This is a genomic window from Phreatobacter sp. (genome assembly GCF_027532945.1).
In the GTDB taxonomy this organism is placed as follows: Bacteria; Pseudomonadota; Alphaproteobacteria; order Rhizobiales; family Phreatobacteraceae; genus Phreatobacter.
The window spans coordinates 83,456-109,732 of sequence record NZ_JAPZTZ010000022.1 but is presented as its reverse complement, the minus strand read 5'-3'; the positions used below and the strand labels follow the sequence as shown (position 1 = coordinate 109,732).

At 67.9% G+C, this 26,277-nt stretch carries 27 protein-coding genes and 1 tRNA gene; 10 read left to right on the top strand and 18 right to left on the bottom strand.

Annotation, left to right across the window (positions count from 1 at the left end):
- Positions 1-41 precede the first annotated feature (41 nt).
- Together O9344_RS16565 and O9344_RS16560 are read left to right on the top strand one after the other, a co-directional pair.
- A complete protein-coding gene (locus O9344_RS16565) occupies positions 42-1,106 on the top strand; it encodes an extracellular solute-binding protein (protein ID WP_298479781.1) in 1,065 nt (354 codons plus the stop codon).
- A 20-nt stretch (positions 1,107-1,126) separates the two neighbouring features.
- Positions 1,127-1,999 carry an ABC transporter permease gene (locus tag O9344_RS16560; protein ID WP_298479778.1) on the top strand — a complete coding sequence of 291 codons (873 nt, stop codon included), beginning with the start codon at positions 1,127-1,129 and terminating at the stop codon, positions 1,997-1,999.
- Positions 2,000-2,014: 15 nt separating this feature from the next.
- Here O9344_RS16560 and O9344_RS16555 read toward each other — a convergent pair whose 3' ends face one another.
- The 7 genes from O9344_RS16555 to O9344_RS16525 form a co-directional block, all read right to left on the bottom strand.
- The gene (locus O9344_RS16555) at positions 2,015-3,493 is read right to left on the bottom strand and encodes a PAS domain-containing methyl-accepting chemotaxis protein (RefSeq protein WP_298479842.1); all 1,479 of its coding nucleotides are present in this window, start codon (positions 3,491-3,493) and stop codon (positions 2,015-2,017) included.
- A gap of 226 nt (positions 3,494-3,719) precedes the next feature.
- On the bottom strand, positions 3,720-5,210 hold the full coding sequence (locus O9344_RS16550; RefSeq protein WP_298479775.1) for a bifunctional aminoglycoside phosphotransferase/ATP-binding protein: 1,491 nt from the start codon (positions 5,208-5,210) through the stop codon (positions 3,720-3,722).
- A gap of 63 nt (positions 5,211-5,273) precedes the next feature.
- Entirely contained in the window at positions 5,274-6,911 is a 1,638-nt protein-coding gene (locus O9344_RS16545) for a hypothetical protein (RefSeq protein ID WP_298479772.1), read from the bottom strand.
- A gap of 25 nt (positions 6,912-6,936) precedes the next feature.
- Positions 6,937-7,326 (bottom strand): GtrA family protein, encoded by a 390-nt coding sequence (locus O9344_RS16540; protein WP_298479769.1) that lies wholly within the window; start codon positions 7,324-7,326, stop codon positions 6,937-6,939.
- Between the two features lie 3 nt (positions 7,327-7,329).
- Positions 7,330-8,340, bottom strand: a complete 1,011-nt coding sequence (locus O9344_RS16535; RefSeq protein ID WP_298479767.1) for a glycosyltransferase family 2 protein — start codon at positions 8,338-8,340, stop codon at positions 7,330-7,332.
- Positions 8,341-8,505: 165 nt separating this feature from the next.
- Complete coding sequence (locus O9344_RS16530) at positions 8,506-9,675, bottom strand: mandelate racemase/muconate lactonizing enzyme family protein (protein WP_298479839.1); 1,170 nt, start codon at positions 9,673-9,675, stop codon at positions 8,506-8,508.
- Between the two features lie 66 nt (positions 9,676-9,741).
- Positions 9,742-9,817, bottom strand: a tRNA-Ile gene (locus O9344_RS16525).
- Positions 9,818-9,946: 129 nt separating this feature from the next.
- On the opposite strand from O9344_RS16525, the gene O9344_RS16520 reads away from it, so the two are divergent.
- Positions 9,947-10,705 (top strand): SIMPL domain-containing protein, encoded by a 759-nt coding sequence (locus O9344_RS16520; protein ID WP_298479764.1) that lies wholly within the window; start codon positions 9,947-9,949, stop codon positions 10,703-10,705.
- Positions 10,706-10,708: 3 nt separating this feature from the next.
- Here the strand turns inward: O9344_RS16520 and O9344_RS16515 are convergent, their stop codons facing one another.
- On the bottom strand, positions 10,709-12,493 hold the full coding sequence (locus tag O9344_RS16515) for an ABC transporter ATP-binding protein (RefSeq protein WP_298479762.1): 1,785 nt from the start codon (positions 12,491-12,493) through the stop codon (positions 10,709-10,711).
- A 156-nt stretch (positions 12,494-12,649) separates the two neighbouring features.
- Between O9344_RS16515 and O9344_RS16510 the strand changes: the two genes are divergently transcribed.
- Positions 12,650-13,270, top strand: coding sequence for a TIGR02466 family protein (locus O9344_RS16510; RefSeq protein WP_298479759.1), 621 nt, complete (start codon positions 12,650-12,652; stop codon positions 13,268-13,270).
- On the opposite strand, the gene O9344_RS16505 is transcribed toward O9344_RS16510, so the two are convergent.
- Positions 13,248-13,679 carry an acyl-CoA thioesterase gene (locus O9344_RS16505; protein WP_298479756.1) on the bottom strand — a complete coding sequence of 144 codons (432 nt, stop codon included), beginning with the start codon at positions 13,677-13,679 and terminating at the stop codon, positions 13,248-13,250. The genes O9344_RS16510 and O9344_RS16505 overlap by 23 nt on opposite strands.
- Before the next feature lie 365 nt (positions 13,680-14,044).
- Here O9344_RS16505 and O9344_RS16500 point away from each other — a divergent pair, with 365 nt between their 5' ends.
- From O9344_RS16500 to rpsU, 3 genes are all read left to right on the top strand, one after another.
- Positions 14,045-14,257 (top strand): cold-shock protein, encoded by a 213-nt coding sequence (locus tag O9344_RS16500; protein ID WP_108178230.1) that lies wholly within the window; start codon positions 14,045-14,047, stop codon positions 14,255-14,257.
- A 201-nt stretch (positions 14,258-14,458) separates the two neighbouring features.
- Positions 14,459-14,704, top strand: coding sequence for a hypothetical protein (locus O9344_RS16495; protein WP_298479752.1), 246 nt, complete (start codon positions 14,459-14,461; stop codon positions 14,702-14,704).
- A 57-nt stretch (positions 14,705-14,761) separates the two neighbouring features.
- Positions 14,762-15,070 carry a 30S ribosomal protein S21 gene (gene rpsU / locus O9344_RS16490; protein WP_108178232.1) on the top strand — a complete coding sequence of 103 codons (309 nt, stop codon included), beginning with the start codon at positions 14,762-14,764 and terminating at the stop codon, positions 15,068-15,070.
- Positions 15,071-15,151: 81 nt separating this feature from the next.
- On the opposite strand, the gene O9344_RS16485 is transcribed toward rpsU, so the two are convergent.
- A complete protein-coding gene (locus O9344_RS16485; RefSeq protein ID WP_298479747.1) occupies positions 15,152-15,445 on the bottom strand; it encodes an HlyU family transcriptional regulator in 294 nt (97 codons plus the stop codon).
- A gap of 208 nt (positions 15,446-15,653) precedes the next feature.
- On the opposite strand from O9344_RS16485, the gene O9344_RS16480 reads away from it, so the two are divergent.
- Positions 15,654-16,427, top strand: coding sequence for an SH3 domain-containing protein (locus O9344_RS16480; protein WP_298479745.1), 774 nt, complete (start codon positions 15,654-15,656; stop codon positions 16,425-16,427).
- A gap of 69 nt (positions 16,428-16,496) precedes the next feature.
- On the opposite strand, the gene O9344_RS16475 is transcribed toward O9344_RS16480, so the two are convergent.
- Positions 16,497-17,108: a LysE family translocator gene (locus O9344_RS16475; RefSeq protein WP_298479742.1), complete on the bottom strand. Its 612-nt coding sequence runs from the start codon at positions 17,106-17,108 to the stop codon at positions 16,497-16,499.
- A gap of 116 nt (positions 17,109-17,224) precedes the next feature.
- Between O9344_RS16475 and O9344_RS16470 the strand changes: the two genes are divergently transcribed.
- Both O9344_RS16470 and O9344_RS16465 read left to right on the top strand, forming a co-directional pair.
- On the top strand, positions 17,225-17,605 hold the full coding sequence (locus O9344_RS16470) for a metalloregulator ArsR/SmtB family transcription factor (protein ID WP_298479739.1): 381 nt from the start codon (positions 17,225-17,227) through the stop codon (positions 17,603-17,605).
- Complete coding sequence (locus tag O9344_RS16465; protein ID WP_298479736.1) at positions 17,602-18,096, top strand: SRPBCC family protein; 495 nt, start codon at positions 17,602-17,604, stop codon at positions 18,094-18,096. The genes O9344_RS16470 and O9344_RS16465 overlap by 4 nt, the downstream gene beginning before the upstream one ends.
- A gap of 3 nt (positions 18,097-18,099) precedes the next feature.
- Here O9344_RS16465 and O9344_RS16460 read toward each other — a convergent pair whose 3' ends face one another.
- From O9344_RS16460 to O9344_RS16430, 7 genes are all read right to left on the bottom strand, one after another.
- Positions 18,100-18,531, bottom strand: coding sequence for a hypothetical protein (locus O9344_RS16460; protein WP_298479732.1), 432 nt, complete (start codon positions 18,529-18,531; stop codon positions 18,100-18,102).
- Positions 18,532-18,618: 87 nt separating this feature from the next.
- Complete coding sequence (locus tag O9344_RS16455; RefSeq protein ID WP_298479729.1) at positions 18,619-19,026, bottom strand: hypothetical protein; 408 nt, start codon at positions 19,024-19,026, stop codon at positions 18,619-18,621.
- Between the two features lie 31 nt (positions 19,027-19,057).
- Positions 19,058-21,040, bottom strand: a complete 1,983-nt coding sequence (gene rpoD, locus O9344_RS16450) for an RNA polymerase sigma factor RpoD (protein WP_298479726.1) — start codon at positions 21,038-21,040, stop codon at positions 19,058-19,060.
- 221 nt (positions 21,041-21,261) lie between these two features.
- On the bottom strand, positions 21,262-23,175 hold the full coding sequence (gene dnaG / locus O9344_RS16445; RefSeq protein WP_298479723.1) for a DNA primase: 1,914 nt from the start codon (positions 23,173-23,175) through the stop codon (positions 21,262-21,264).
- Positions 23,176-23,236: 61 nt separating this feature from the next.
- Entirely contained in the window at positions 23,237-25,018 is a 1,782-nt protein-coding gene (locus tag O9344_RS16440) for an EAL domain-containing protein (protein ID WP_298479720.1), read from the bottom strand.
- Positions 25,019-25,156: 138 nt separating this feature from the next.
- Positions 25,157-25,633 (bottom strand): molybdenum cofactor biosynthesis protein MoaE, encoded by a 477-nt coding sequence (locus tag O9344_RS16435; RefSeq protein ID WP_298479717.1) that lies wholly within the window; start codon positions 25,631-25,633, stop codon positions 25,157-25,159.
- Positions 25,634-25,645: 12 nt separating this feature from the next.
- The gene (locus O9344_RS16430) at positions 25,646-26,275 is read right to left on the bottom strand and encodes a glutathione S-transferase family protein (RefSeq protein WP_298479714.1); all 630 of its coding nucleotides are present in this window, start codon (positions 26,273-26,275) and stop codon (positions 25,646-25,648) included.
- Between the last annotated feature and the right edge of the window lie 2 nt (positions 26,276-26,277).

The window sequence follows — 26,277 nt, the reverse complement described above, 5'->3', positions numbered from 1 at the left end:
CGGCGCCGCCGCCAACTGGGAATCCAGAAGGGAGAACTGACATGACGAAGTTCACGAAGGGAATGGATCGGCGCACGGCGCTGAAGGGCATGGGCCTCGCCGCCGCCGGCACGCTCCTGCCTGCCGGCCTCGGCCAGCGAGCCTCGGCCCAGGCCGCCGGCCGCGTCGTCGTCGGCACCTGGGGCGGCGACTATGCCCGCCTGCTCGCCAAGAACGTCGAGGACCCCTTCCTGAAGCCCAAGGGCTTCGAGGTGGTGCAGGACCAGGCCTCCGACGCTCCCCGTCGCGCCAAGATGGTTGCCGAGCGGCGCCTGCCCCGCGGCACGACCGACATCCAGGGCCTCTCCGCCGCCCAGATGTTCGAGATGAACGCCGCAGGCATCGCCGAGCCGATCGACTATTCCAGGCTCAAGAACGCCGCCAACATCATCCCCATCGCCAAATATCCCTATGGCGTCGGCCACATCATCTCCGGCAAGGTCATCGTCTACAATCCGAAGCTGGTGACCCCCGCGCCGACCTCCTACAAGGACTGCTTCGACCCGAAATACGGCAACAAGCTCGGTTTCATCGACATCCAGTACCAGTTTGTCATGCTCGCTGCCGGCCTTGCCGCTGCCGGCGACATGACGGCCCTCGAGAAGGGCAAGGAGCTCCTGCTCGCCGCCAAGCGCGGCGGCGCCCGCATCTATCCGACCAACGAAGCCTTCGCCCAGGCGCTGAAAACCGAGGAAATCTCGATCGGCATGATGTGGAAGGCGCGCGCGGTGCAGTGGCAGAACGCCGGTATCACCGTCGAGGCCGCCGCGCCCAGCGAAGGCACCATGGCCTATGTGTCGGGCTTCATGATCCCCAAGAACGCCCCCAACAAGGCCGGCGCCTATGCCTACATGGACGCCATGCTGGAGAAGGGCGCCCAGGAGAACTTCGCCATCGACATGGGCTTCGGCCCGACCGTGACCAATGCGGTCGTCGCTCCGGACCTGCAGAAGCGCATCGGCTTCACCGAGGAGGAGAACAAGAAGATGCGCGATCTCGACTACGACTTCCTCGCCAAGAACGACGCGGCGATGAAGGAGTGGTGGGACAAGGTCTTCAAGGCCTGAGACGGGAGCACCGGCTCGCCATGGCCACCATTACCCAACGACCGGTCGGCGAGCCGGGTGCGCTCACGGCGGCGGGGCTCCTCGTCCCCGCCAGCCTCTTCGTGGCGATCGGCCTGCTCGTCCCGATCGCCATCCTCTTCCGCTACAGCCTGAATGCCTTCGAGCCCGGCAAGCTGATGGTCGACGCGCTGACCATCGCCAACTACGTCAAGTTCTTCAGCGATCCCTTCTACCTGCAGGTCCTGTGGCGGACGGTCCGCGTCGCGGTCGCCTGCACGGTGTTCTGCCTGCTGTTCGGCTTTCCGCTCGCCTATGTGCTGGCGCGCACACAGTCGCGGTTCAAGAACCTGCTGGTCATGGCGATCGTCCTGCCGCTCTTCGTCGGCAATGCCGTGCGCGCGGCGGGCTGGATGGTCGCCTTCGGCTCGAAGGGCTTCATCAATGCCAGCCTGATGGGCCTCGGCCTCACCTCCGCACCCATCGAGATCATGTACACTGAGCTCGCGGTCATCATCGGCATCATCGCGGTGAACCTGCCCTTCATGGTGCTGACGCTGCAGAGCGTCATCGAGGGCATCGACCGCAATGTGGAGGAGGCCGCCTTCTCCCTCGGCGCGCCGCCCATGACCATGGCGATGCGGGTGCTCTTCCCCCTCGCCCTGCCCGGCATTCTCGCCGGCGTCATCCTCACCTTCATCCTCGCGATGAACGCCTATGCGACGCCGGTGCTGCTCGGCGGGCCGAAGTTCCAGACCATGGGGCCGCTGGTCTTCTCCACCTTCGCCCAGCAGAACAACTGGCCCTTCGGCGGCGCGGTCTCCTTCATCCTGATGACGGCGACGCTGATCCTCACCGTCGCCTCAACCCTCATCATCCGGCGCCGCTACGCATAAGTGGCGGCAAGGCCATCAACCGAAGGCCTGCGCCGAGCGCCGAACCTCCTGTGCGGCACCATCGATGTCCTCGGTGGCGCGTGCGATGGAGTTCATGCTCGACGAGACTGCCGCAACTCCCTCAGCGGCGACCTTCATGGCTTCCGACATCTCCGTCGTGACGGCGCTCTGCTGATCAATCGACGAAGCAATGGCAGCCGAAATGTCATTGATCGCGGTGATCGTGGCATTGATCTCGCCAATGGCCTCCACCGCCTCGCGGGTCGAGGCCTGGACCGACCCGATCTGGGTGCCGATCTCTTCGGTGGCGCGGGCAGTCTGGTTGGCGAGGCTCTTCACCTCGGTGGCGACCACGGCAAAGCCTTTGCCGGCCTCCCCGGCACGCGCCGCCTCGATGGTGGCATTGAGCGCCAGCAGATTGGTCTGGGCGGCGATGGTGTTGATGAGTTGGACCACGTCGCCGATCTTCTGCGCCGAAGAGGTCAGACCAGAGACGATCTCGTTGGTCCTCGCGGCCTCGTCGACGGCGCGGGTGGCAATGTCGCGGGCCTGCGACACCTGCCGCCGGATCTCGCCAACGGACGTGGAGAGCTCCTCCGCCCCCCTCGCGACCGCCTGCACATTGCCGGAGGTCTGGGTGGAAGCGGCCGCGGCAGCCGTCGCCTCGTGCATGGCATTGGTGACGGAGGCGGCAATGGTGCCCAGACCGCCGGCAATGTCCTTCTGGATACCCGCCCGGCGCTGCTGTTCGACGACCTGAGCCGTCACGTCGGTGGCGAACATGACGACCTTGAAGGGCCTGCCCGCCATGTCCAAGATTGGATTATAGCTCGCCTGGATCCAGACATCCTTGCCACCTTTGCCAGCCAGACGGTACTGCGCCGCCTGGAACTCACCGCGCGCCAGGCTCTGCCAGAACGTGCGGTATTCCGGGCTCTGCCGCTCGGCCGGATGGACGATCATGCTGTGGGGCTGTGCCTTCACCTCCTCGAGGCGATAGCCGACTGCCTTGAGAAAGTTTTCGTTGGCGTCGAGGATCGTGCCGTCCAGCGAGAAGGCAACGACCGCCTGGGAGAGGTTGATGGCGGCAACCTGCCCGGAGAACTCGGCCTGGCGGAGCATCTGCTCGCCGATCTCGCTGGCGATCTTGATGACACGCACGACCTTGCCAGCCGCATCCGTCACCGGATTGTAGCTCGCACGGATCCAGACCTCGCGGCCGCCCTTGCCGATGCGCCGACACTCCGCCTGCTGGAAACGCCCGGCACGCAGGTCATCCCAGAAGCGCCGGTATTCCGCGGATTCGGCTTCGTGCGGCGGCATGAACATGCTGTGCTTGCGCCCGCGAATCTCATCCAGCGAGTAGCCCATCGCCTTCTGGAAATTGTCGTTGGCGTCGAGGATGGTCGCGTCGGGCGCGAAACAGATGATCGCATGAGATCGCCCGATCGCATCGATCATTGCTCGGTCGTGACGCCTGAGAAGCTGCAGCATGGTGTCATTCCGTCTGCGGCGGAGCACCCCTCCACCCATCCGAGCACCGTCGATCGGGGTGGTTAATCGGTGGTGAACGGTCCGCCGGGCGAGACAAGGGTCAGCGGAGGGATAAAGGCCATACCCCATTGAAAAAATTATCAAAAATATAAGAGCAATAGATCTCTTATACACCATATGCGCGAAATTGTCGCAATGCAGCAACGCCTTCAGCCAAAGCCCATGGTCAATCGAGACTGGAGATCGCCGCTGCCAGGATCCGCGCGGAAGGGCGGGAGGCATCGAGACGTTCCCAGGTGATGGCGCCCAGGTCGTAGGCCTGCTGCGCTGCCACCGTCTCGACCGTGGCATCGGAGGGATCGCCTTGCCGGCTCGCGACACGCGCAGCCAGCCGGTCCGCCGGCAGGTCGAGCCAGATCCCGTGGAACGGCACGCCCGCGGCGACCGCGACAGCCGCGATGGCCTCACGCTCTTCAGCCCTGGCATGAACCGCGTCGGCCACCACCGGCACGCCACTGGCGAGCAGCGCCGCGGCGCGCTGGCGCATCGCGCCGTAGACGGCGCTGGAAACCTCCGGGCGATAGGCCTCCGGACCGAGGCGCTCCAGCGCACCTACCCCGAACATCTGCTTGCGGATCCGGTCACTGGAGAGGATGCGAGCGCCGGGCAGACCGCCAAGGCGAGGGGCCAGCGCGCCCGCGAGGCTCGACTTGCCGGAGCCGCTGAGGCCGCCGACAGCGACGAGCCGCGCCGGCACCGGGGCGAGCGCCGATCGAGCGAGCGCGAGATAGGCCTCCCCCTTTGCCATGTCGCCTGCAGATGCTGCGACGTGGGCACGCACGGCGGCGCGGACCGCCACGAGGAACGGAAGGGCCGCGAGGCCCGCCTCGTCGCCGGTCGCATCGCACCAGCGGTTCATCAGCCGGTTCGCCGCCACCGCCTGCCCGCGATGCCTGAGATCCATCAGCGCGAAGGCGACATCGTAGAGAATGTCGGTGGTGGCGAGGTCCTCGTCGAATTCCAGCGCGTCGAAGATCACCGGTTCGCCGTCGATCCGGCAGATGTTGCTGAGGTGAAGGTCGCCATGGCACCGCCGCACGCAACCTGCGGCGGCGCGGCGGTCGAGGAGGCCGGCATGGCGGGCGAACGCCGCGTGGAATGCGGCATCGAGCGCCTCCGCTCCCGCCGCGTTCAGCAGCCCGCTATCAACGAAGGCGCGGCGGTTGACGGCGAGCACCCGGCCCATTCGCGCCGCGCCGGCGGCATCGGGAGCTATCTCGGCGGCGGCATGGAGCCTCGCGATCGCGGCGGCAAGATCATCGACCAGCGCCCCGGCAAGCGGTCCCTCCTGCGCCAGCCGGTCGAGCAGGCCCGCCTGGTCGAAGGGCTGCATCCACACCACCGCGTCGACCAGCGGCCCTTCTCCGTCAAAGGCGAGGCCGTCAGAGCCCGTGCGGGTGATACGTCGCACGCCGCGATAGATCCGCCCCTGCGGGTCACTGCGCCGGTTGATCGCGACCTCGCGCTCGCAGAAGGCGAGCCGTCGCTCCGGGCTCGAAAAGTCGAGATAGGAGGTCGTCAGCGGCTTCTTCAGCTTGAAGACGTCGCGACGTCCGATGATGACCTCCGAGGCATGGGTGGCGATGCGCCGCACGCCCTCGCCCGCCATGGCGAGGAGGAAGCCGACCACCTGCTCGTCCGCCTGTGCTGTTGCCAAGAGCCTCTCCTGCCATCCACGCACCTGCCTAGCGCGGCGACGGCAGCGGGACCATGACGCGGATCAGTCCGCTCCGGGCTTCTCGATGCGGTAGAGGCGCGCGAAGGGGCTTGTCGCCACCTCGCGGATGCCGGGGATCTCGCTGATCTGGCGCCCGGCATGGGGCAGGTCGGCATTGACCACAAGCAGATAGTGGAACCGGCGTCGCCAGTCCGCGAGATAGTGGAACTCGACGAGCGCCTCCGGCGCGTCGAGATCGTTGAGATTCGGGATGCCGCCCTCCGGCACCGCCAGCTCGATCCATGGCGGCAGGACCCTGAGCGGCTGCTTGCCGGCAGCCGAAAACACCGTCGGCACGAAGGCCTGGCGCCAGATCACCAGGAGCGTCGGCATATGGCGGAAGACCGGCTCGCCATGGGCGTAGCGGCCGAGCGGGGCGCGGGGATCGGATACCGAGCCGGTGAAATGCTCAGCGATCAGTACCGCCGAGCCCGGCTCGACAGTGGCAGTGACCGCCTGGACATCGCGCACCACCACTAGCTGGCCGGACCAGACCGTGCCGATGAATGCCGCCCGGGCGACGACCGCCCCGAGCAGCAGGCAGGCCACGAGCACCTGCCCGCGCACCGTCGCGGGAAGCTGCGGGCGCGCGGAGGCCGCCCACATCAGACCCGCCATGGCTGGCAGGCGCTTGTCGATCCACCCCGTTCCGAGAACGGTCGAGGGGGCGAAATGACAGAGGATGAACAGCGCCACCGCCAGCCAGAACAGGCCGAAATGCATCTGCAGACGGCCCCGGACCAGCGCATAGACGGGCAGCGCCATCGCGGCGACGACGGTCACAAGGTCCGCCAGGAGATCGTAGGTCTTCAGCGGCGTGAGCATGATCGACAGGTGCTCGAGCACCGTCAGGGGCGGAAAGTCGAGGATCGTCGCTTTGAACTGAGCCCCGGCGCCTGGCAGCACATGCGCACCGGGCAGGCGCGGGGCGAGGATCACGAGAGCCACGATCGGCACGAGGCAGGCGGCCGTTGCGATGGCAAGGCGGCTGACAATGAGACGCCGAACGATCGGCTGGTCCACCGGCGGGCGCCGCCGGCCGACATCGAGCCCGACCAGCAGCAGCAGGAAGAACATCAGCCCGAAGACATGGACGACCATCAGCCCAGTCGCCATCGCTACCCGCGCCGCAAAGCGCCTCCAGCGGGACAGGCCCGTAAGGCGCGTATCAAGAGCTGCGGCGAACAGCGCGCAGCCAAGACCGAGCTGGAAGCTCAGCAGCCCGCCGACCACCACGAAGTTCCAGGCGAGCAGGAACAGCCCGACATGCCAGATATGGGGCCCGCCGAAGAGGGCGCGGTTGAGAACGATGAGCCCCGCCGGGACGATGAGCAGCGCGACGGCGACGAGAACCGTCCCCAGCCAGGCGAAGGGCAGGACCTGCCCGAGCACCATGCCGAGATAGTCGAGGCCAAGATTGGTCCAGGCAAGGCTCCAGTCGGGCTGGTACATCCCGGCGACCGGCGTGCCCGCCGCATAGCCGAGCAGCACCCACAACCGCGCGAGGTGGTTCGGGAAGTCCCAGAGATAGGGGACCGGCGCCACGGCGAGCGGGGCGATGACACTCATGGCGGCGAGGCTGACCAGGGCGGCGACGAGCCAGCGCGGTGGCGCGGCCCCCGATGGCAGGTGGATCGACATGGCGGAGATCACTTTCCGGAGGTCATCAGCGCGCCGCCGCGAAGACGCGGCGCATCAACGGGAAGGAGGCGACGGTGGTGATGCCGATCGCCATGAGCTTTGCCAGGATCGGCCAGCCGGTCGCGTGATGCGCCAGCCAGAAGGTCGCCGTGCCGATGCTGAACTGGACGGCGAGGACGCCGATGAACGGAACGACCGTGCGCCAGCGGACGATGTCGACGAGGCGACGGCCGAAGGTCACGAGCCCGTTCATCAGGAAGCTGTTGAGCCCGCCGGCCGCAAAGCCGAGCACATGGGCGGCGAGCGGCGGCACGCCCATGGCCATGGCGAGAAGGAACACGATCACGTCGATCAGCGAATTGACAACGCCAACGCCAAGGAAGGCCACGACCCGCGTGATGGCTTGCGGCAGCATCGGTCAGGACGATGCCGGACCGGCCGGCAGCGTAAGGCCGGGCAAGGCCATCGCCACACCCGGAAGGGGCATGAGCGGGGCGGCCGCATTAAGCCCGCGGGCCGAGATGACCGCATCGACGATGTAGTGGGGGCGGTGCTTCGATTCGATCACCAGCCGGCCAACATACTCGCCGAGGATGCCGAGCACGACGAGCTGCACCGCCGAAAGGGTCGTCACCGCAATGAAAAGGCTGGTCCAGCCATCCACCACATGGCCGCGTGCCCATTGCACCGCGCTGTAGCCCATCAGCATCAGCGCGAGGCCGGCGGCGGCGAAGCCGAGCCAGGTGGCGAGCCGCAGCGGCTTGATCGAGAAGGAAGTGAGCGCGTCGAGGGCAAAACGCAGCATCTTCGCCAGGGGATACTTGGTCGCGCCGGCGAAGCGGGCCTCGCGCACATAGTCGATCGGCTCCTGCCGACCGCCGATCCAGCTCACCAGCCCGCGGGTGAAGCGGTGCTGTTCAGGCAGCGCCACCAGCAGGTCGACGACCCGGCGCGTCATCAGCCGGAAGTCCCCCGCATCAACCGGAATGTCCACCGACGACAGGCGACGCAACAGCCGGTAGAACAGGGCGGCCGAGCCACGCTTGAAAACGGTCTCGCCCACCCGCTCGACCCGCCGGCCATAGACGACATCGGCACCGCCATTCATCTGGCTCATCATCGGGCCGACAAGTTCCGGCGGATCCTGCAGGTCGGCATCGATCAGCAGGACCCGCGCGCCGCGGGCCGCCCTGAGGCCCGCCAGCACCGCCATCTGGTGACCGAAATTGCGCCGCAGCCGGATGGCGACGATACGCGGGTCGGCGGCCGCCGCAGCCGCCATGATCGGCCAGGTGCCGTCGGTCGAGCCGTCATCGACGAGGATGATGTCGAAATCGCCGCCGGCTGCCGCTTCGGCCGCAGCACTCATGCGGACGAGAAAGGCTCCGACGATCTCCGCCTCATTGAAACAGGGCGCGACGACCGACAAGCTCGGCGCTGCTGAGTCCCCATCGACCATCCCGCGCCCCTGACGCACAACCCCTGGCCGCGCTGACGAAGCGGCCAAGCCCAGTGCCGGAAAGGAACAGGGTGATGCATAAGCCGTGATGTGCGTCACCGCACACCGCGGTGGCTGCATCCCCCATGGCAGGGCCTATTCCGCGAGATCCCGCATCACCCGGATGAGGTCGCTCTTGCCCTCGAATCCGATGCCCGGCAGGTCGGGCATGACGATATGGCCGTCCTCGACACGGACGCTGTCCGGGAAGCCGCCATAGGGCTGGAACAGGTCCGGATAGCTCTCGTTGCCGCCGAGGCCGAGGCCGGCGGCGATGTTCAGCGACATCTGATGGCCGCCATGGGGGATGCAGCGGGCGGGCGACCAGCCCTGCTGCTCCAGCACGTCGAGCGTCCGCAGATATTCGACGAGGCCGTAGGAGAGCGCGCAGTCGAACTGCAACCAGTCGCGGTCGGGCCGCATGCCGCCATAGCGCAGGAGGTTGCGCGCATCCTGGTGGGAGAAGAGGTTCTCGCCGGTGGCCATCGGCCCCGGATAGAACTCAGCGAGGGCCGCCTGTAGCGCGTAATCCAGCGGGTCGCCCGCCTCCTCATACCAGAACAGCGGATAGTCCCGGAGCATCTTGGCATAGGCGATGGCGGTCTCCAGGTCGAAGCGCCCATTGGCGTCGACGGCGAGCTGTGCCTGCGACCCGATCTCGGCCAGCACCGCCTCGATGCGGCGGCGATCCTCGGCAATCGGCGCGCCGCCGATCTTCATCTTCACGACATTGTAGCCGCGGTCGAGATAGCTCCGCATCTCCGCCCGCAGCGCGCTGTCGTCCTTGCCCGGATAATAGTAGCCGCCGGCTGCATAGACGAAGACCTTCGGGTCGGCCTCGCGGCCTTTGAGATTCGCGAGCAGGCGGAACAGCGGCTTGCCGGCAATCTTGGCGACAGCGTCCCAGACCGCCATGTCCAGCGTGCCGACCGCGACCGAGCGCTCGCCATGCCCTCCCGGCTTCTCGTTGACCATCATCGCCGCCCAGACGCGGTGCGGATCGAGATTGTCGCCGGCCGCGTTGAGGAGGCCCTTCGGATCGGCCTCGAGGATGCGGCCGCGGAAGCGCTCGCGGATCAGCCCGCCCTGGCCGTAGCGGCCATTGGAATTGAAGCCGTAGCCGACGACCCGCCGCCCATCGCGCACCACGTCGGTCACCACGGCGACGAGGCTCGCGGTCATCTTGGTGAAGTCGATATAGGCGTTGCGGATGGGCGAGGCGATCGGCTTGGTGACCTCGACGACGTCGACGATGCGCATGGGGATTCCGTGGGGCGGGGACTGGACTCGGCCGAGGGATAGAGCGTCGGGCGGGGCGAGGCCAGCGGAGTTTGGTGGGCCCGGAGGGACTCGAACCCCCAACCAAGCGGTTATGAGCCGCCGGCTCTAACCATTGAGCTACAGGCCCACCGTGCCGGCAGTAACGCGCGGCGTGCCGCGAAAAGGCCGCAAGGCGACCCTTGGGGCGGCACGAACAGGTGATGGCATTTGGCCTCCGCGGCGTCAATCGCCGCACCGCTGCAACCTGAGGGATACAATGACACCCACCACTTCGCGTCCGGGCCGCGTCGCGACGGCTGCCCTGCCCCGCCGCGCCCTCGCCGGCCTACTCCTCGCCTCGGGCCTCACGTTCGCGGCCCTGCCCGCCGCCGCGCAGGTCGCCCAGCCCCGGCAGATCGCCGTTCAGGGCGAGGGACAGGCCTCCGCCGCACCCACCGAGGCCTTCATCGCCGGCGGCACGCAGATCCAGGCCCGCACCGCCCGCGAGGCCATGGACGGCAACGCGCGGGCCATGCGGCAGGTGCAGGAGGCGCTGCGCCAGGCCGGCATCGCCGACCGCGACGTGGCGACCTCCGCCCTCTCCCTGCAGCCCCAGGTCGAATATCCCTCGGGCGGCCGGCCGCGCGTCACCGGCTATGTCGCCGGCCACCGCCTCAGGGTGCGGCTTCGCGACCTCGCCACCCTCGGTGACGTGCTGGACAGGATGGTGGCGGCGGGTGCCAACCAGATCGACGGCCTGCAACTCAGCGTGCCGGACTGGTCCGCCAAGGTGGACGAGGCCCGCGAGGCGGCGGTCGCCGATGCCCGCCGCAAGGCCGAGGTTCTGGCCAAGGCCGCCGGCGCCCGGCTCGGCAAGGTGCTGTCGATCACCGAGAGCGGCGGTTCGATGCCGGCACCGATGGCCGTGGCGCGGCCCCGGTCGGCCTCCTATGCCTCCGGCGAGTCGGTGCCCGTCGCAACCGGCGACCAGACCTTCCGCCTGTCGGTCTCCATCGCCTGGGAACTGGTGGACTGACGGCTATTCGGCCGCCGCGTCGGGCGCGCCGAACTGGATCGCCACATAATGCGCATAGAGCCCGTTGCGGGCGATGAGATCGGCATGGGTACCGGTCTCGACGACGCGGCCGGCCTCGATCACCAAGATCCGGTCGGCGCGCATCACCGTCGACAGGCGGTGGGCGATGACGATGGAGGTGCGCCCGTCCAGCAACTGGTCGAGAGCGCGCTGCACCTCGAACTCGCTCTCGGAATCGAGCGCCGAGGTTGCCTCGTCCAGCAGCATGATCGGCGCATCCTTGAGGATGGCGCGGGCGATCGCCACCCGCTGGCGCTGGCCGCCAGACAGGCCCTGCCCGTGCTCGCCGATCAGCGTCTCGTAGCCTTCCGGCAGCCCGGTGATGAAGTCGTGCGCGTGAGCGGCGCGCGCTGCGGCGACGATCTCCTCTTCCGTAGCGCCGGGGCGACCGACCGCGATGTTCTCGCGCACCGTGCCCTGGAAGAGGAAGACGTCCTGACTGACGAAGGCCATGGCGCCGCGCAGCGAGGCAACGGTGACGTCGCGCACGTCCTGCCCGTCGACGGTGATGGCGCCGCCCTGCACGTCGAAGAAGCGCTGGACAAGGGAGATGATGGTGGACTTGCCACCGCCCGAGGGCCCGACCAGCGCCGTGGTCTTGCCGCCGGCGGCGATGAAGGACAGGTCGCGCACCACCGGCTCGCCGGTCTGGTAGCCGAAGGTGACCGTGTCGAAGGCGACCGTGCCGGCGCTGACCGCGAGGGGCTTGGCGTCGGGCTTCTCCTTCAGCGTCGGCTCGGTGTCGAGCAGCTCGTACATCAGCCGCACGCCGACGAGACCCTTCTCGACCTCGACGCCGAGCCGCGCCAGGCGTTTCGCCGGATCATAGGCGAGCAGGAGCGCGGTGACGAAGGCGAAGAAGGCGCCGGCATCGACGCCCTGGTGGATGACGCGCCAGGCGCCGTAGACGATGGCGGCGGAGATGGCGAGGCCGCCGAGCGTCTCCATCAGCGGCGCGGTGCGGGCTCCGAGCGTCGCAATCTTGTCGGCGCGCTGGCGCACGGCATCGATCGTCGCCTCCATGCGGGCCTGCATCCGGTCCTCCATGCCGAAGGACTTGACGATCCGCACGCCCTGAACCGTCTCCTGCACCACGTTGACCATGGAGGAGAGGGAGGTGAACTCGCTCTGGGCGAGGCGCCGCACGCGGCGGCGCAGGCGGTTCACGCCGAGCACCGCAAAGGGCATGACCAGGCCGGACACCGCGAACATCAGCGGATCGGAATAGATCATCACGCCGATGAGGCCGATGACGGTGAGGAGATCGCGCCCGACCGTCGTGACGATGTTCTGCAGCACGTCGCGCGCCGCCTGGGCATTGTGGGTCACGCGCGTGACGAGATCGGCCGAGACATGCTGCTGGTAGAAGTCGACGCCCTGTCCCAGCAGATGGCGGAAGATGCGCGCCTGCTGGGCCGCGACGATGGCATTGCCGATCCGCGACAGGATGATGTTGGAGAGATAGGCCGCGATGCCCTTGATGAGGAAGACGGTGAAGACCGTGACGCCGAACCAGACGGCGAGCGTGAAGTCGCGGTTCTGGAACACGCCGTTGATGAGGTCGCGCATGATCCAGGCGGACATGGCGGTGCAACCGGCGACGACGGCCATGCAGGCAAAGGCGAGCGCGTAGCGCGCCGCATAGGTGCTGATGCTTTCGGAGACCAGGCGCTTGAGTGTCTGGCCCCGCTGGGCATCGAGCTTGGAAAGGAGGCCAGGCAGCCGCATGAAGCCGTTTGTGCTCGCCGAGGATACAACGCCGCCGCATAACAGGTTTCGGCATCCCGACCAAGGCGAAGGGCGTTTTACCGGCGGTCAAACTTGGACTAGGCCACGGGTCCCGGTGCTTGCGGTCGGGCCCGGGGCGGTGCCATGACAGGCGCCATGGCCACGATCGAAACCCTCTTCGTCACCCGCCTCTACCGCTCCGCTCTCGCGCCCGAGGACGCCGCGCTCCTCGCCGAGATCGACGCATCCTGCCGCTCGCTGGCCGTGGACGACGCCGCTGGCATTCGCTGGTGCGCCCGCAACGGCTATCCCGGCTATACCAGCTACGCCTCGCTGAACGACCTGCCCTGGCGCTTCCCTGCCTTCAAGGCCCTCGCCCGCCGGCTCGACCGCCATGTCGCCGATTTCGCCAAGGACCTCGCCCTCGATCTCGGCCGCCGCAAGCTCGCGCTCGATTCGCTCTGGGTGAACGTGCTGCCCGAGGGGGGGGCCCATGCCTCCCACATCCACCCGCACAGCGTTATCTCCGGCACGCTTTATGTCGCCATGCCGAAGGGCGCCGCGGCGCTGAAGCTCGAGGACCCGCGGCACACCCAGATGATGGCCCATCCGCCGCGCAAGGCGAATGCGCCGCGCGAGCTCCAGCCGCATGTCTCCGTGGCGACGGCGCCCGGCGACATCCTGCTCTGGGAAAGCTTCGTGCGCCACGAAGTGCCGGTGAACCGCAGTCCGGAGGAGCGGATCTCGGTGAGTTTCAACTACCGCTGGGGGCCGTGACGGCCTCGGGCAGCGGCGGCACGGGCCGCGGCTTGCCCTCCTCGTCGATGGCGACAAAGGCAAAGGTCGCCTGCGTCACCAGTTCCCGCAGGGTCGAGCGGAAGCGTTGCGCCCAGGCCTCGACATGGATCTTCATGGAGGTTCGGCCGACATGGAAGACTTCCGTGTAGACCTCGAGCACATCGCCGACGCCCATGGGGCGGATGAAGGTCATCGCCTCCACCGCCACGGTGACGACGCGGCCCTGCGCGCGTTCGACACCGGCGATGCCACCCGCTTGGTCCATGCGGGCCATGACCCAGCCGCCGAAAATGTCGCCGTTGGCGTTGGTGTCGGCCGGCATGGCGCTGATCCGCACCGTGAGCTGGCCGCGGGGCTTGGCAGGCTCGTGCCTTTGGCTGGAGGTCATGGGTGATTCCGCTATCGTATCCTTCGACGATTTGACGCAGGTCGCAGGGGCCGTGGCAATTGGGGGCGAGAAGGCGTGCTGGCGAGTGAACTCGCCGCACCCCTCAACCAGTAGCTCCAGTTTTTCCCGCGTTCAGCGGCAGTTTTCGGCCTCTTCGCAGCATCTGTGGCGCGGCCGGGAAATTTATTGTCTTGCAATTGGCAGACAAAGGGCCTATCTCTCACCGACGTTTCGGCCGTTCTTTTTTGGCCCCGCGCCCATCCAATTCGGCGCACCGCTGACAAAAATCATCGAAACCGTACCAACGAACTTCTCGTGCCTGACGCGAGCGGTCCACTTCATCGCGCTTTGCGAAAGGACATCCCATGCAGACCGGAACCGTGAAATGGTTCAACTCCCAGAAGGGCTTCGGCTTCATTCAGCCTGATGGCGGTGGTTCGGACGTTTTCGTCCACATCAGCGCCGTCGAGCGTGCCGGCCTCTACGGCCTCAACGAGGGCCAGAAGATCTCCTTCGAGATCGTCGCCGATCGCCGTTCCGGCAAGTCGGCGGCCGACAACCTGCGCGCGGTCGAGTGACCGCGGGGCCGATGGGCCCCGCTCGCGAGCCACGGATGTAATGGTGGCGACCGAGGACCATCGGGAGACCCGGGCGACGGGGCGGCTTTGCCGCGCGTCGTCCGGACCTTGCGCAGGCGCCGGGCGTTATCGCCCGACGCGCCTGCGTGACGACCGCGACGGGCACCGAGGTCCGCAGGCGGCAAGCCTTGAAGGACCGCCATGACCGCCGATGCGCCGCGCCTGTTCATGTTCAAGTCGGGAGCCAACGACCAGCTCTTCGGCTTCGCGTCCGACCATACTGGCAGCAAGCTGCCGGAGAAATTCGGCCCCTGGTCGAGCATCGGCGTGATCCGCGGCGACCAGCGCCCGCCTCACGGCCTCAAGCGCGACGCCATCGAGGATGGCATTGCGCAGAACGGATTCCAGCTCTGGCGGAAGAAGGACGCGGCGGCCAAGTCGGCCTGACGCTCCACCGCCCGAAGCCCGTGCCGCTGCGGCGGCCCCACCGACAAGGGAGACGACATGCAGGTTCTCGTCCGTGACAACAATGTCGACCAGGCCCTCCGGGTCCTGAAGAAGAAGATGCAGCGCGAGGGCATCTTCCGCGAGATGAAGCAGCGCCGGAACTTCGAGAAGCCGTCCGAGCGCAAGAACCGCGAGAAGGCCGAAGCCATTCGCCGCGCCCGCAAGGCCGCCCGCAAGCAGGCCCAGCGCGACGGCCTCATTCCCGCCGCCAAGCCGAAGCCGCGCCCCGAGCGCAAGCCCCGTCCGGGCGGTGCCCCGGGTTCTGCGCCGCTCGCTGCGGCTCCGACCACCGGCACGCCGCGCTGAAGGCAGCGCGCCATCCTGCCTGAGGGCGGAGAACGACACCGGAAGGGCCCTCACGGGCCCTTTTTCGTTGATCAGGCCCCTCTAGCGGAACAGCCGCTCGCCCTGCTCGTCGACGATCTGCCGTCCCTTCGACAGCGAGAAGGTCACCGCATCCTCATGGCTGGCATGGCGGTCGGCACGGATGAACCTGTGCGCCTTCATCTCGCCACCGACCTCCTTGGTGATGGTGCCGGCGGTCTGGAACTGGCCCTCGTTCCGGAACGGCGCGGCGGTGATGAGGAAGCCCTTGTGCTCCAGCGTCGCGCCCTCCGCCGGGGCCGCCTCCGCCTCGGGGCCGGACTTGCCCCAGCCGAACAGGGATTTGAAAAAGGACATGGCGTTTCCTCCGGGGACGGTTGCGCCACCCTTAGACCGCCACGCCCCCTGCGGAAAGGACCGGATGCACCCGCGCCGCCGGTGCGACATTCTGGAACCACACCGGGGTCCGGTGGGTTCATCGACGGTTCATGGCGATACCGTCACTGTGATATTGCGTAGGCGCGGCCATCCCATGGAGGAGAGGTCGCGAGGGTGGAGATCCGCGATGATCTGGGGTTTCAAGCGATGGACGGGCCTGGCGGGAGCACTGCTCGCCGTCGGCGGCCTGTCGACGGCCGCGATGGCCGAGCCGGCGGTGACAATCGCGACGGCGAACCTGCGCGCCGGCCCTGGTGCGCAATTCAGCCGCATCGCTACCCTCCCCCCGGGCGCGGTGGTGAACCTGATCGGCTGCAGCGTGAGCTGGTGCCAGGTCACCTATCGCGGCCTGCGCGGCTTTGTCTCGGCGAGCCTGATCGACGACGACGTGGACGTGCCGCCGCCGCCGCGCGTCTATGTCCCGCCGCCGGTCTACATCCCGCCGCCGGTCTATGTGCGGCCCTATGATCCGCCCTATCGTCCCGACTACCGTCCGCCCTATCGCCCCGACCGCCCGGACTGGCGCCCGCCTTACCGGCCCGACCGTCCGGATTGGCGCCCTCCCTACCGGCCTGACCGCCCGAACTGGCGTCCCCCTGTCCGTCCGGACGAAACTGACGGCCGCCCCGCATGGCGTCCGCCGGTAAGGCCCGACCGGCCTGATTTTCGCCCGCCGCGGCCCGACCGCCCTGATTTTCGCCCGCCGCGGCCCGATCGGCCAGACTTCCGCCCGCCCGGGCGCCCGGGTTGGACTGATGGTGGCGGTGGCCGCCCCCCCTTCACGCGACCGGATGTCACGCGGCCAGGCACGGGCGGACCGGCCCCGCGGCCCGTTGCTCCTCGACCCGACCGACAGTCCCCCGGCACGCCGGGTTCCGTGGGTCGCGGCCAGGGCGGTTGAGCCGACTTGATCCAGAAGGGCGCGCCATCGGCGCGCCCTTTTGCGTTCGGAAGACGAAGACGGACGGTCTCAGCGTTCCTGCAGGGCGAGGCGCGCGCCAAGCGCCACGAAGGCGGCGGCAAAGGTCCGCCGCATCCAGGCCATGACCGAAGGCCGGCTGATCACCCGGTCGCGCATCGCCGCGGCGAACAGGCCGTAGACAACGAAGACGATGAAGGTCATGGCCATGAACACGCCTGACAGCTCCAGCATCCGCAGGAGCGGTGCGGCCTCCGTCGGCGCAATGAACTGCGGCAGGAAAGCCACGAAGAAGATCGACAGTTTCGGGTTCAGCACGTTGATGACGACCCCGTCGACCAGCACCCGCAGGTTCGACCGCGGGGCACTGGCCGCATCGACGCTGAGGGCACCCTTCTCCTTCAGCGTCTGCCAGGCCATCCAGAGCAGGTAGGCGACACCGGCATATTTGACGATGGCGAAGGCCACGGCGCTGGTATGGAGCAGCGCCGCGAGCCCGAGCATGGCCGCGGCCAGGTGGGGCACGATGCCGAGCGTGCAGGCGAAGGCAGCGAGAACACTCGCCCGGCTGCCGCGCGAAAGGCCGGCGGCCAGCGTGTAGACAACGCCCGTGCCGGGCGAGGCGACGATGATGAGCGTCGTCAGCAGGAACTCGATCGTCATGGTCTCTCTCCGATGATGGGCCATGAGGCCCTTCATGACGCCCGGAGGCAATCCCTCCGCACACCCCTCAATACTTAGTCATTAACCTAACTAATAGGTGTCGCTAGCCTCGCCCCATGATCACTGCGCCCCATCGCCTCGATGACACATTCCGCGCCCTGGCCGACCCCACCCGCCGCGCCGTGGTCGAAGCGCTGGGGCGCGGCCCCGCTGCCGTCAGCGACCTCGCCCGGCCCTTCTCCATGGCCCTGCCGAGCTTCCTGCAGCACCTGAAGCTCTTGGAGGAGTGCGGCCTCGTCGAAACCCAGAAGCAGGGCCGGGTGCGCACATGCCGCCTGAAGCCGGAACCGCTCGCGGCCCTCGATCATTGGCTGGAAGTGCAGCGCAGCCTCTGGACCCGCCGCCTCGACCAACTGGACGCGCTCCTCGTCACCATGGCCGAGGAGATGCCCGCCACGCCCTCCCCCCAAGACCAGACCGACAAGGACACGCCATGACCACCGCTCCGACGCCCGACGCCTTCTCCGTCTTCGATCCCACCCTCGACCTCGAGCTGCGCCGCGAGGTGCCGGTGAAGGCGGACCTCGTCTGGCGCGCCTGGACCGAGCCGGAGCTGATCGTCAAATGGTTCACGCCGGCGCCCTGGCGGACCACGCTCTGCGAGATCGACGTGCGCCCGGGCGGCAAGTTCCGCACGGTGATGGAGGGGCCGAACGGCGAGAAGAACGACAGCACGGGCTGCGTTCTGCACGTCATCCCCGGCCGCCTCCTCGTCTTCACCGACGCGCTCGGCCCGGGCTTCCGCCCCACCGGCAGCGCCTTCATGGCCGCCTCGGTGGAGATCGCCCCGACCGCGACGGGCACGCTCTATGTCGCCCGCGCCCTGCACAAGGACCCGGAGGCGAAGCAGCAGCACGAGGCCATGGGCTTCCACACGGGCTGGGGCACGGCGCTGGATCAGTTGGTGGCGATGGTGAAGGCGATGTGAGGATCAGCGGGCGGCGAGGAGGTCGGCAACCCGCGGGTCGTCGTACCAGATGACGTCGACGACGATGAAAGCGCTCTGAGCGATCCAGGAGCCGATCACCTCGCTGCGCGCCAGCCCGATCGCGGCGAGGCCCGGGACCTTCTCCAGCCTCGGCTCGGCATCGATGGCCATGAAACTGGTTTCACTGCGCCGATACAGCAGGCTGACCAAGGCTCGGTCACCAGCCGTCGTGCCATCGCCCCAGGGGCCGATGAGGAGGTCGACATTGGCATCGTGGTCAGGGCCGTCGACCGTCCACTGGCAGAGGTAGACGACGATGGAGCCTACCGGGTCATGGACCTCACCAAAGATCGTCCGAGAGAGCTTCCCGCAGCACGGACAGTCGAAGGTCATTTCAGCGGACGTGACAGCGTGGATTCTGTCGGGCTTCGCCACGGGGTACCTCGTCGCGGGTACTCCGATTGAAAGCGCTTCCGGAGGGTCACACAACTTTGGGATGAATCCCGATGGGCGAGGTTGCCCTCACCCCTTGCGCTCGTCGTCGTCCGTGTCGGCGTGGAAGACGTGCAGCACGTGCTGGACGATGGGCGAGAGCACCACGCCGGTCGCCAGCACGATCACAAGTCCCGAGAAGATGGCGTAGGTGCCGGCGAAGAGCTTGCCGCCATCGGTCTTGAGCTCGGTCACCGGGCCCATGCCGGAGAGGATCATCGCGGCGTTGAGGTAGGAATCGCGCCAGCCCATGCCCTCGAAGCCGGAATAGCCGGCCATGCCCACGGCGAGGCCGGCAAGCATCAGGGCGAACCAAATGGCGATGGAGCGGGCGAGCCGGCCCCAGAGCGGCGAGCTGCGCGGCACCTCGAAGAGCGAGCGCGACCGGGCGCTGCCCCTGCCGCCGCCCTGATGCCTGCCCGCCGCGCGTTCCGTCATGTCGACGTTCCTCGCAGGCGGGCTCGTCGCGTCAGTTGTCGAGGAAGCTGCGCAGCTTCCGCGAACGGCTCGGATGCTTCAGCTTGCGCAGCGCCTTGGCCTCGATCTGGCGGATGCGCTCGCGCGTCACCGAGAACTGCTGGCCGACCTCTTCGAGCGTGTGGTCGGTGTTCATGCCGATGCCGAAGCGCATGCGCAGCACGCGCTCCTCGCGCGGGGTGAGCGAGGCGAGCACACGCGTCGTTGTTTCGCGAAGATTGCTCTGGATCGCCGCGTCGATGGGCAGGATCGCGTTCTTGTCCTCGATGAAGTCGCCGAGGTGGCTATCCTCCTCGTCGCCGATCGGGGTTTCGAGGGAGATCGGCTCCTTGGCGATCTTGAGGACCTTGCGGACCTTCTCCAGCGGCATGCCGAGCTTTTCGGCCAGCTCCTCCGGGGTCGGCTCGCGGCCGATCTCGTGCAGCATCTGCCTGCTGGTGCGGACGATCTTGTTGATCGTCTCGATCATGTGCACGGGAATGCGGATGGTGCGGGCCTGGTCGGCGATCGAGCGGGTGATCGCCTGCCGGATCCACCAGGTGGCATAGGTCGAGAACTTGTAGCCGCGGCGGTACTCGAACTTGTCGACCGCCTTCATCAGGCCGATATTCCCCTCCTGGATGAGATCGAGGAACTGCAGGCCGCGGTTCGTGTACTTCTTGGCGATGGAGATGACGAGGCGCAGGTTCGCCTCGACCATTTCCTTCTTGGCCTGGCGGGCTTCGCGCTCGCCCTTCTGCACCATCTGGACGATCTTGCGGAACTCGCCGATCTCCAGGCCCGTCTCGGTGGCCAGCGCCTGGATCTCGGCGCGGATCTCCTTGACCGTGTCCTTCTCCTCGGCGACGAAGCCCTTCCAGCCACGGGCGCCCAGCGAGGCGACGCGGCGGATCCAGTTCGGATCGAGCTCCGAGCCCTGGTACTCCTTCAGGAAGGACATGCGGTCGACGCCATAGCTCTCGGCAAGGCGAAGCAGGCGCCCCTCGTAGCCGACGAGGCGCTTGTTGATGTCGTAGAGCTGCTCGACCAGCGCCTCGATGCGGGCGGTGTTCAGCGACAGCGACTTGACGTGGGTGACGAGGTCCTCGCGCAGCTTCTTGGCGCGGCGCTCCTGGCTCGGCGACAGCTTGGTGTCGTTCAGCCGATTCTCGACATTCTGGTCCTGCAGCCGGCGGAGCTTCTTGTACTCGTCGGCGATGGTGTCGAAGATCTCGAGCACCTTCGGCTTCAGCTCCGCCTCCATGGCGGCGAGCGACACGGCGTTCTCCATGTCGTCCTCGTCGAGGTCGCCCTCGGCGCCCGGCGGCAGGGCCTCCTCGCCATCGGGGGCGATCGGCGCCTCGCCCTCACCCACCACCGGCGCGTTCTTGGCGTCGGGGCCGGCATAGGTGGCTTCGAGATCGATGATGTCGCGGAGGTAGATCTTCCCCTCGTTGAGCTCGTCGCGCCAGATGATGATGGCCTGGAAGGTCAGCGGGCTCTCGCAGAGACCGGCGATCATCGCCTCGCGGCCGGCCTCGATGCGCTTGGCGATGGCGATCTCGCCCTCGCGGGACAGCAGCTCCACCGAGCCCATCTCGCGCAGATACATCCGCACGGGGTCGTCGGTGCGGTCGAGCGGCTCGGAAGCGCGCTCGGACTTGACCACCGCACGGGGGGAAGCCTCCTGCAGCTCGCCATCGGGCTCGTCGGCCTCCGGCTGCTCCTCGCCCTCGCCATCCTCGGCCGCCTCGTCGTTGTCGACGACGTTGATGCCCATCTCGGAGAGCATCGCGTTCATGTCCTCGATCTGGTCCGAGGTGAACGAGGCCGCGGGCATGACCGCATTGATTTCGTCGATGGTGACATAGCCGCGCTTTTTGGCGCGCTTGATCATCGCCCGAACGCCGGCATCGGAGAGGTCCAGGAGCGGGCCATCCGGGCCCTCGGTCTCCTGATCCGCGCCTTCCGGTTTCTCGGTTGCCTTGGTCGCCATCAACACCCGTCCTCGCTCACGCGCCGCAAGCGGCCCGTCCGGCACCAATGGAGGGCAACCGCCCGCCTCAACGCCAAAAGAGGGGCTGCGCTCGCTCACCGGCGCGCCCCTCGTCAAACCCGCCTGACCCGCCCTAAGGCCTTCGTCCTTAAGACCTGGTGAACCATGACCGGACGCCTCGTTGCCGTTGCGTGGGCCAGCCCCCCGTGACACCGAGCGCATCAGACGCTCCGACCACCCCGACCGGACTGGGCCCCGAAGCCCTCGACGAGGGCTTCCGTTCCCGCCAACTCCGCCTCCCGACGCTTCGCGTCAAGGAGCCATTGCTCATTGGCTTCCGTCGGATCGTCGCCGAAGGCACGTTCGGCATCCCGGATTTCCTTAATTAGCGCTTGCTTCTTGCGATGCAAGGCCATCAGCTGGCCGAATGTCACCTCTGCGTCGCTTTTTGCGGCCCCCGGCTTGGCACCCCAGACCGCGCCGAGCGAAACGGTGGCCCGCAACTGGTCGACCAGCGGCCCATGCCCGGCGGCCATGAGCGCCACGGCGAAGGCCTCGGCCTCTGCATCAATCCCCTGCGCGTGCATGTCGAGAAGCGCCGCTTTGAGCGCTTCCGCCTGCGGATGGCGCAGGTCGAGGCCGGCAATCTCCTCCTCCTGGCCATCGATCAGCCAGGGATGGTTGAGCAGGGCCATGAGGATCAGCGCCTCGCGCATCGGCAGGGCCGCGCGGGGGCCGCGCACAAGAGCACTCGCGGCAAGCGAAGGCGAGGGCCGGTGGTCCGGCACGTCGTAGCGGGAAAAGCCGCGGCTCCCCTGGCCCGGCCGCTGGGCGCCCGGCGGCCCCTGCCGCCGCGCCCGCTGCATCGGCCGGAACAGGTCGGACAGCCGCCCGAAGACATCGTCGCGATAGTGCCGGCGGACATTCTCGTCGCCGATCGTCGCCACCACCTGGCCGAGCCGCGCCTCCAGCGCCGCGCGCTTCTCCGGTGTGCCGAAGACGCCGGCCTCGGTCTCGCGCTGCCAGAGCATGGAGGCGAGCGGCTGGGCCTGGGCCAGCACCGCATCCATCGCCTCGCGACCCGAGGAGCGGATGAGGTCGTCGGGGTCCTGCCCCTCCGGCAGGGCGGCGAAGAGAAGGCTACGGCCGGGTTTCAGCAGCGGCAGGGCGATGTCGATGGCCCGGTAAGCGGCCCGCCGGCCGGCCTTGTCGCCGTCGAAGAGCAGGACCGGCTCGGGGGCCATCTTCCATAAGAGGTCGAGCTGGCCCTCGGTCAGGGCGGTGCCGAGCGGCGCCACCGTCTCGCCGAAGCCGGCCATGACCATGGCGATGACATCGACATAGCCCTCCACCGCGATGATGCGGTTCGCGCGATGGGCGACCTCGCGGGCGCCATGGGCGTTGTAGAGGAGCGACCCCTTGTGGAAGAGGTCGGTCTCCGGCGAGTTCAGGTACTTTGCCGGAACGTCCTTCTCCAGCGCCCGGCCGCCGAAGGCGACGACCCGCCCGCGCAGATCGGTGATCGGGAACATGACGCGGTCGCGGAACCGGTCATAGGGCACCGGGATGTCGTCGCCGTGGACGAGAAGGCCCGCGGCGATCATGTCGGGCACCGAGACGCCCTTGGATCCCAGGAACTCCTTCAGCCCGAAACGCTCCCCCGGCGCATAGCCGAGGCGGAACTTCAGCTGCGTCGGCGCACCGAGGTCCCGCCCCGCGAGGTAACCGCGGGCCTTGGCGCCGACGCGATCCTGGAGCTTGGCCTCGAAATGTTTCGCCGCAAGCTCCATGACGTCGTAGAGCGTGCGCGCCTTCTCGGCCCGCTGCACCTCTTCCGCCGACACCTTGGGCACGGCGAGGCCCGCATCGGCCGCCAGCCGCTCCACCGCCTCGGGGAACGACACGCCCTCCGTCTCCATCAGGAAGCGGAACTGGTCGCCGTGCTTGCCGGAGGAGAAGCAGTGATAGAAGCCCTTCTGGTCGTTCACATAGAAGGACGGCGTCTTCTCGGCATTGAAGGGCGACAGCCCTCGCCATTCCCGCCCCTGCTTCTTCAGCTTGACGCGCCGGCCCACCACCTCCGACACGGGGAGGCGCTGGCGGATCTCGTCGAGGAACGAGGGGGGAAAGCGCATGGCGGAGACATAGCACTTTCCCGAGGCTTTTTCGGAAGTGGTCTGGGCGCCCTGTGGATGGTCAGGACAGCGCCTGCCGCAATCCGTCGGTCAGATCGGCCACGGGGCTTGCACCGCGCCCGGCAAGCCAGCCGAGGAGGTCGGCCGGGGCCATGGGCCGGGCATAGAGGAAGCCCTGGAGCACGTCGCAGCGGGCGCTCGCAAGGAAGGCCGCCTGCTGCGGCGTCTCGATGCCCTCGGCGACGCTGGTCAGGCCGAGAGCCCTCGCCATTTCGACGGCCGCGCGGATGATCGCCTCCGCCTTCTCGTCCTCGGCCACGCGTTCGATGAGCGAACGGTCGATCTTCAACGCCGTCGCCGAAAGGCGCGACAGGTGGGACAGGTTGGAATGGCCGATGCCGAAATCGTCGATGGCGACGCCGATCCCGGCCTGGCGCAACAGGCGCACCTTGGCCGCCGTCTCGGCATAGTCGCTGATCAACGCGGTTTCCGTCACCTCGACCTCGATCAGCTCCGGGCGCACGCCGCTGCGCATCACCAGTTCGAGGAGTTCAGGCACGAAGGCGGGGTCCTCGAGCTGGCGCGGCGAGACGTTGACGGCGACCGGCAGGTCGAGCCCCTCCGCCGCCCAGATCACCTGCTGGCGGATGGCCGCGGTGACGACGAAACGACCGAGGTCCTCCATCAGCCCGACCTTCTCGGCGAGCGGCACGAACTGCGACGGCGCCACCGCGCCGCGCTTCGGATGGGTCCAGCGAAGCAGCGCCTCGACGCCGACGACCTCGCCGTTCGTGGTCGAGACTTTCGGCTGGTAGTACAGCTCCATCGCCTGCGTCTCGATGGCAATGCGCAGATCGGCCTCCAGCTCGGCCTGCTCGCGCACGAGGTCGCGCAGGTCCTGGTCGAAGAAGACTGCCGTGTTCTTGCCCCGCGCCTTGGCGACATACATGGCGAAGTCGGCGAGGCTGATGAGGTCGCCGAGCGCCGGCGCGTCGTCGGGCGCGCGCGCGATGCCGATGCTGGCGCCGATCACGATGTCATGGCCGGCGATGCGGAAGGGCCGCCGAAGCGCCGCGAGGATGGCGTCGGCACGGGCGCGCAGCACGTCCAGCGCGACGATGCCCGGCATCAGCGCGACGAACTCGTCGCCGGCAAAGCGCGCCACGACGAGATCGTCGGGGCAGGCCTCGATCAGCTCGCCGAGGGCATTGGTGCAGCTCGCGAGCTCCTCGGGCTGGCGCCCGAACCCGTCGACGACGATGCGCCGGCTGACCTGGCGCAGAAGCTCGTCGCCCGTGCGGTGGCCATAGGTGTCATTGACGGCCTTGAACCCGTCGAGGTCGATGAAGAACAGCGCGCCTTCGCAAGGCTCCTGCGTCCGGCCGGCGGCGAGATTGAGGACATGGGTCACCACCGCGCGGTTCGGCAGGCCGGTGACGAGATCGGTATGGGCGAGGACGTTCATCCGGACGATGCTGGCGTTCACCCGCTTCACCATGCGCCGGAAGCTCTCGGCAAGGCCGCCGATCTCGCAGGCGCAATCGACGTCCACCACCTCGTCGAAGCGGCCGGCCGCGACCGCATCGGTGGAGCGTTGGATGGCGGCGATGGTGCTGGTGAGCTTGCGGGCAGCGAGCAGCATCATGACGGCGGAGATGGCAGCCGTGCCGAGCGCAATGGCGGCAGCCGCGAGAGCGGGCTCCTGGTCCGTCATCCGCGTCAGCACCGCGAAGCTCAGCGGCCCGCCGCAGGCCAGCGCCACGACGAAGCTGAGCAACGCGAAGCGCAAGGGGATGCTGTTCAGCCCCCGGCCATAGGCCTCCTTCGACGTATCCCGTCCCATGTCCCGCTGCTGCCCTGCAAGCCGGCCCCGCGCCGGCCGCACGCTGTTAGCCGGGCAACCCTTGCCAATGGACCAGCCGGGTCGGCGCGGCAGGGTTAAGGGCCGTTCACCATGTGTCGCGGCGAAACGCCGCCCCGGTCAGGACCGCCGGGAAACGCCCTCGGCGCCCTGCCAGCGGGTGGCTGCGGCATCGTCCGCGTCCTTCGCGGCAACCCAGGCCCCATCGCCGCCGCTCTCCTCGAATTTCCAGAACGGCGCCCGTGTCTTGAGGAAATCCATCAGGAATTCGGCCGCCGCAAAGGCCGCCTCGCGATGCTCGGAGAGGGTCACCACCAGGACGATATTGTCACCCGGCTCCATCCGCCCGTGGCGGTGGATAATCAGTACGTCCTGCAGCGGCCAGCGCGCCCGCGCCTCGTCCTCGATGCGGCCGAGTTCGGCCAGGGCCATGGCCTCGTAGGTCTCGAGCGTCATGGCGCCGATGGTGGTGCTGCCGGTCACACCGCGGCAGAGGCCGGTGAAGGTCGCGACCGCCCCCACATCGACACGGCCCGCCGTGAGGCGGCGGACCTCCGCCCCCATGTCGAAATCCTCACGCTGGACGCGCACCGCCATGATCCGCTTCCCTCAGGCCACGACCGGAACGGGCCGCCAGTCCATGCCGACATGGCCGGGTTCCGCCGCCACACGGTCGATCCAGCCGCGAACCGCCGAGAAGGGCGTCAGGTCGAACTCCGCCTCGTGGGCGAGATGGGTGTTGGCGTAGAGCGCAATGTCGGCAAGCGTCATGCGGTCGCCCGCGACGAAGGGGGAGCGGGCGAGTTGGGTTTCCATCCGCGACAGCGCTTCCTCGCCCTTCTCCATCCAGTCGTCGACGAGGTCGCGCTTCAACTCGCGCCCGCCGGGGATCAGCGCCATCCAGAACCGCGCCTCGCCGAGCGAGGGATGATGCGAGTTCTGCTCGAAGAACAGCCATTGCATCATCATGGCACGGCACAGCTTGTCCTCGGGCAGGAAGCGCGTGCCCTCACCGAGATACATGAGGATGGCGTTGGACTCGATCAGCACGGTGCCGCCATCGACCTGCAGGACGGGCACGCGTCCACGGGGGTTCATGGCGAGGAAGTCGGGCGTGCGCGTATCGCCGCGCAGGATGTCGACGTCACGCAGGTCGAAGGGCATGCCGAGATGCGCCAGAAGCAGGCGCACCTTGTAGCAATTGGCCGAACGCTGGGCGGCGTGGAGGACGAGGCTCATGC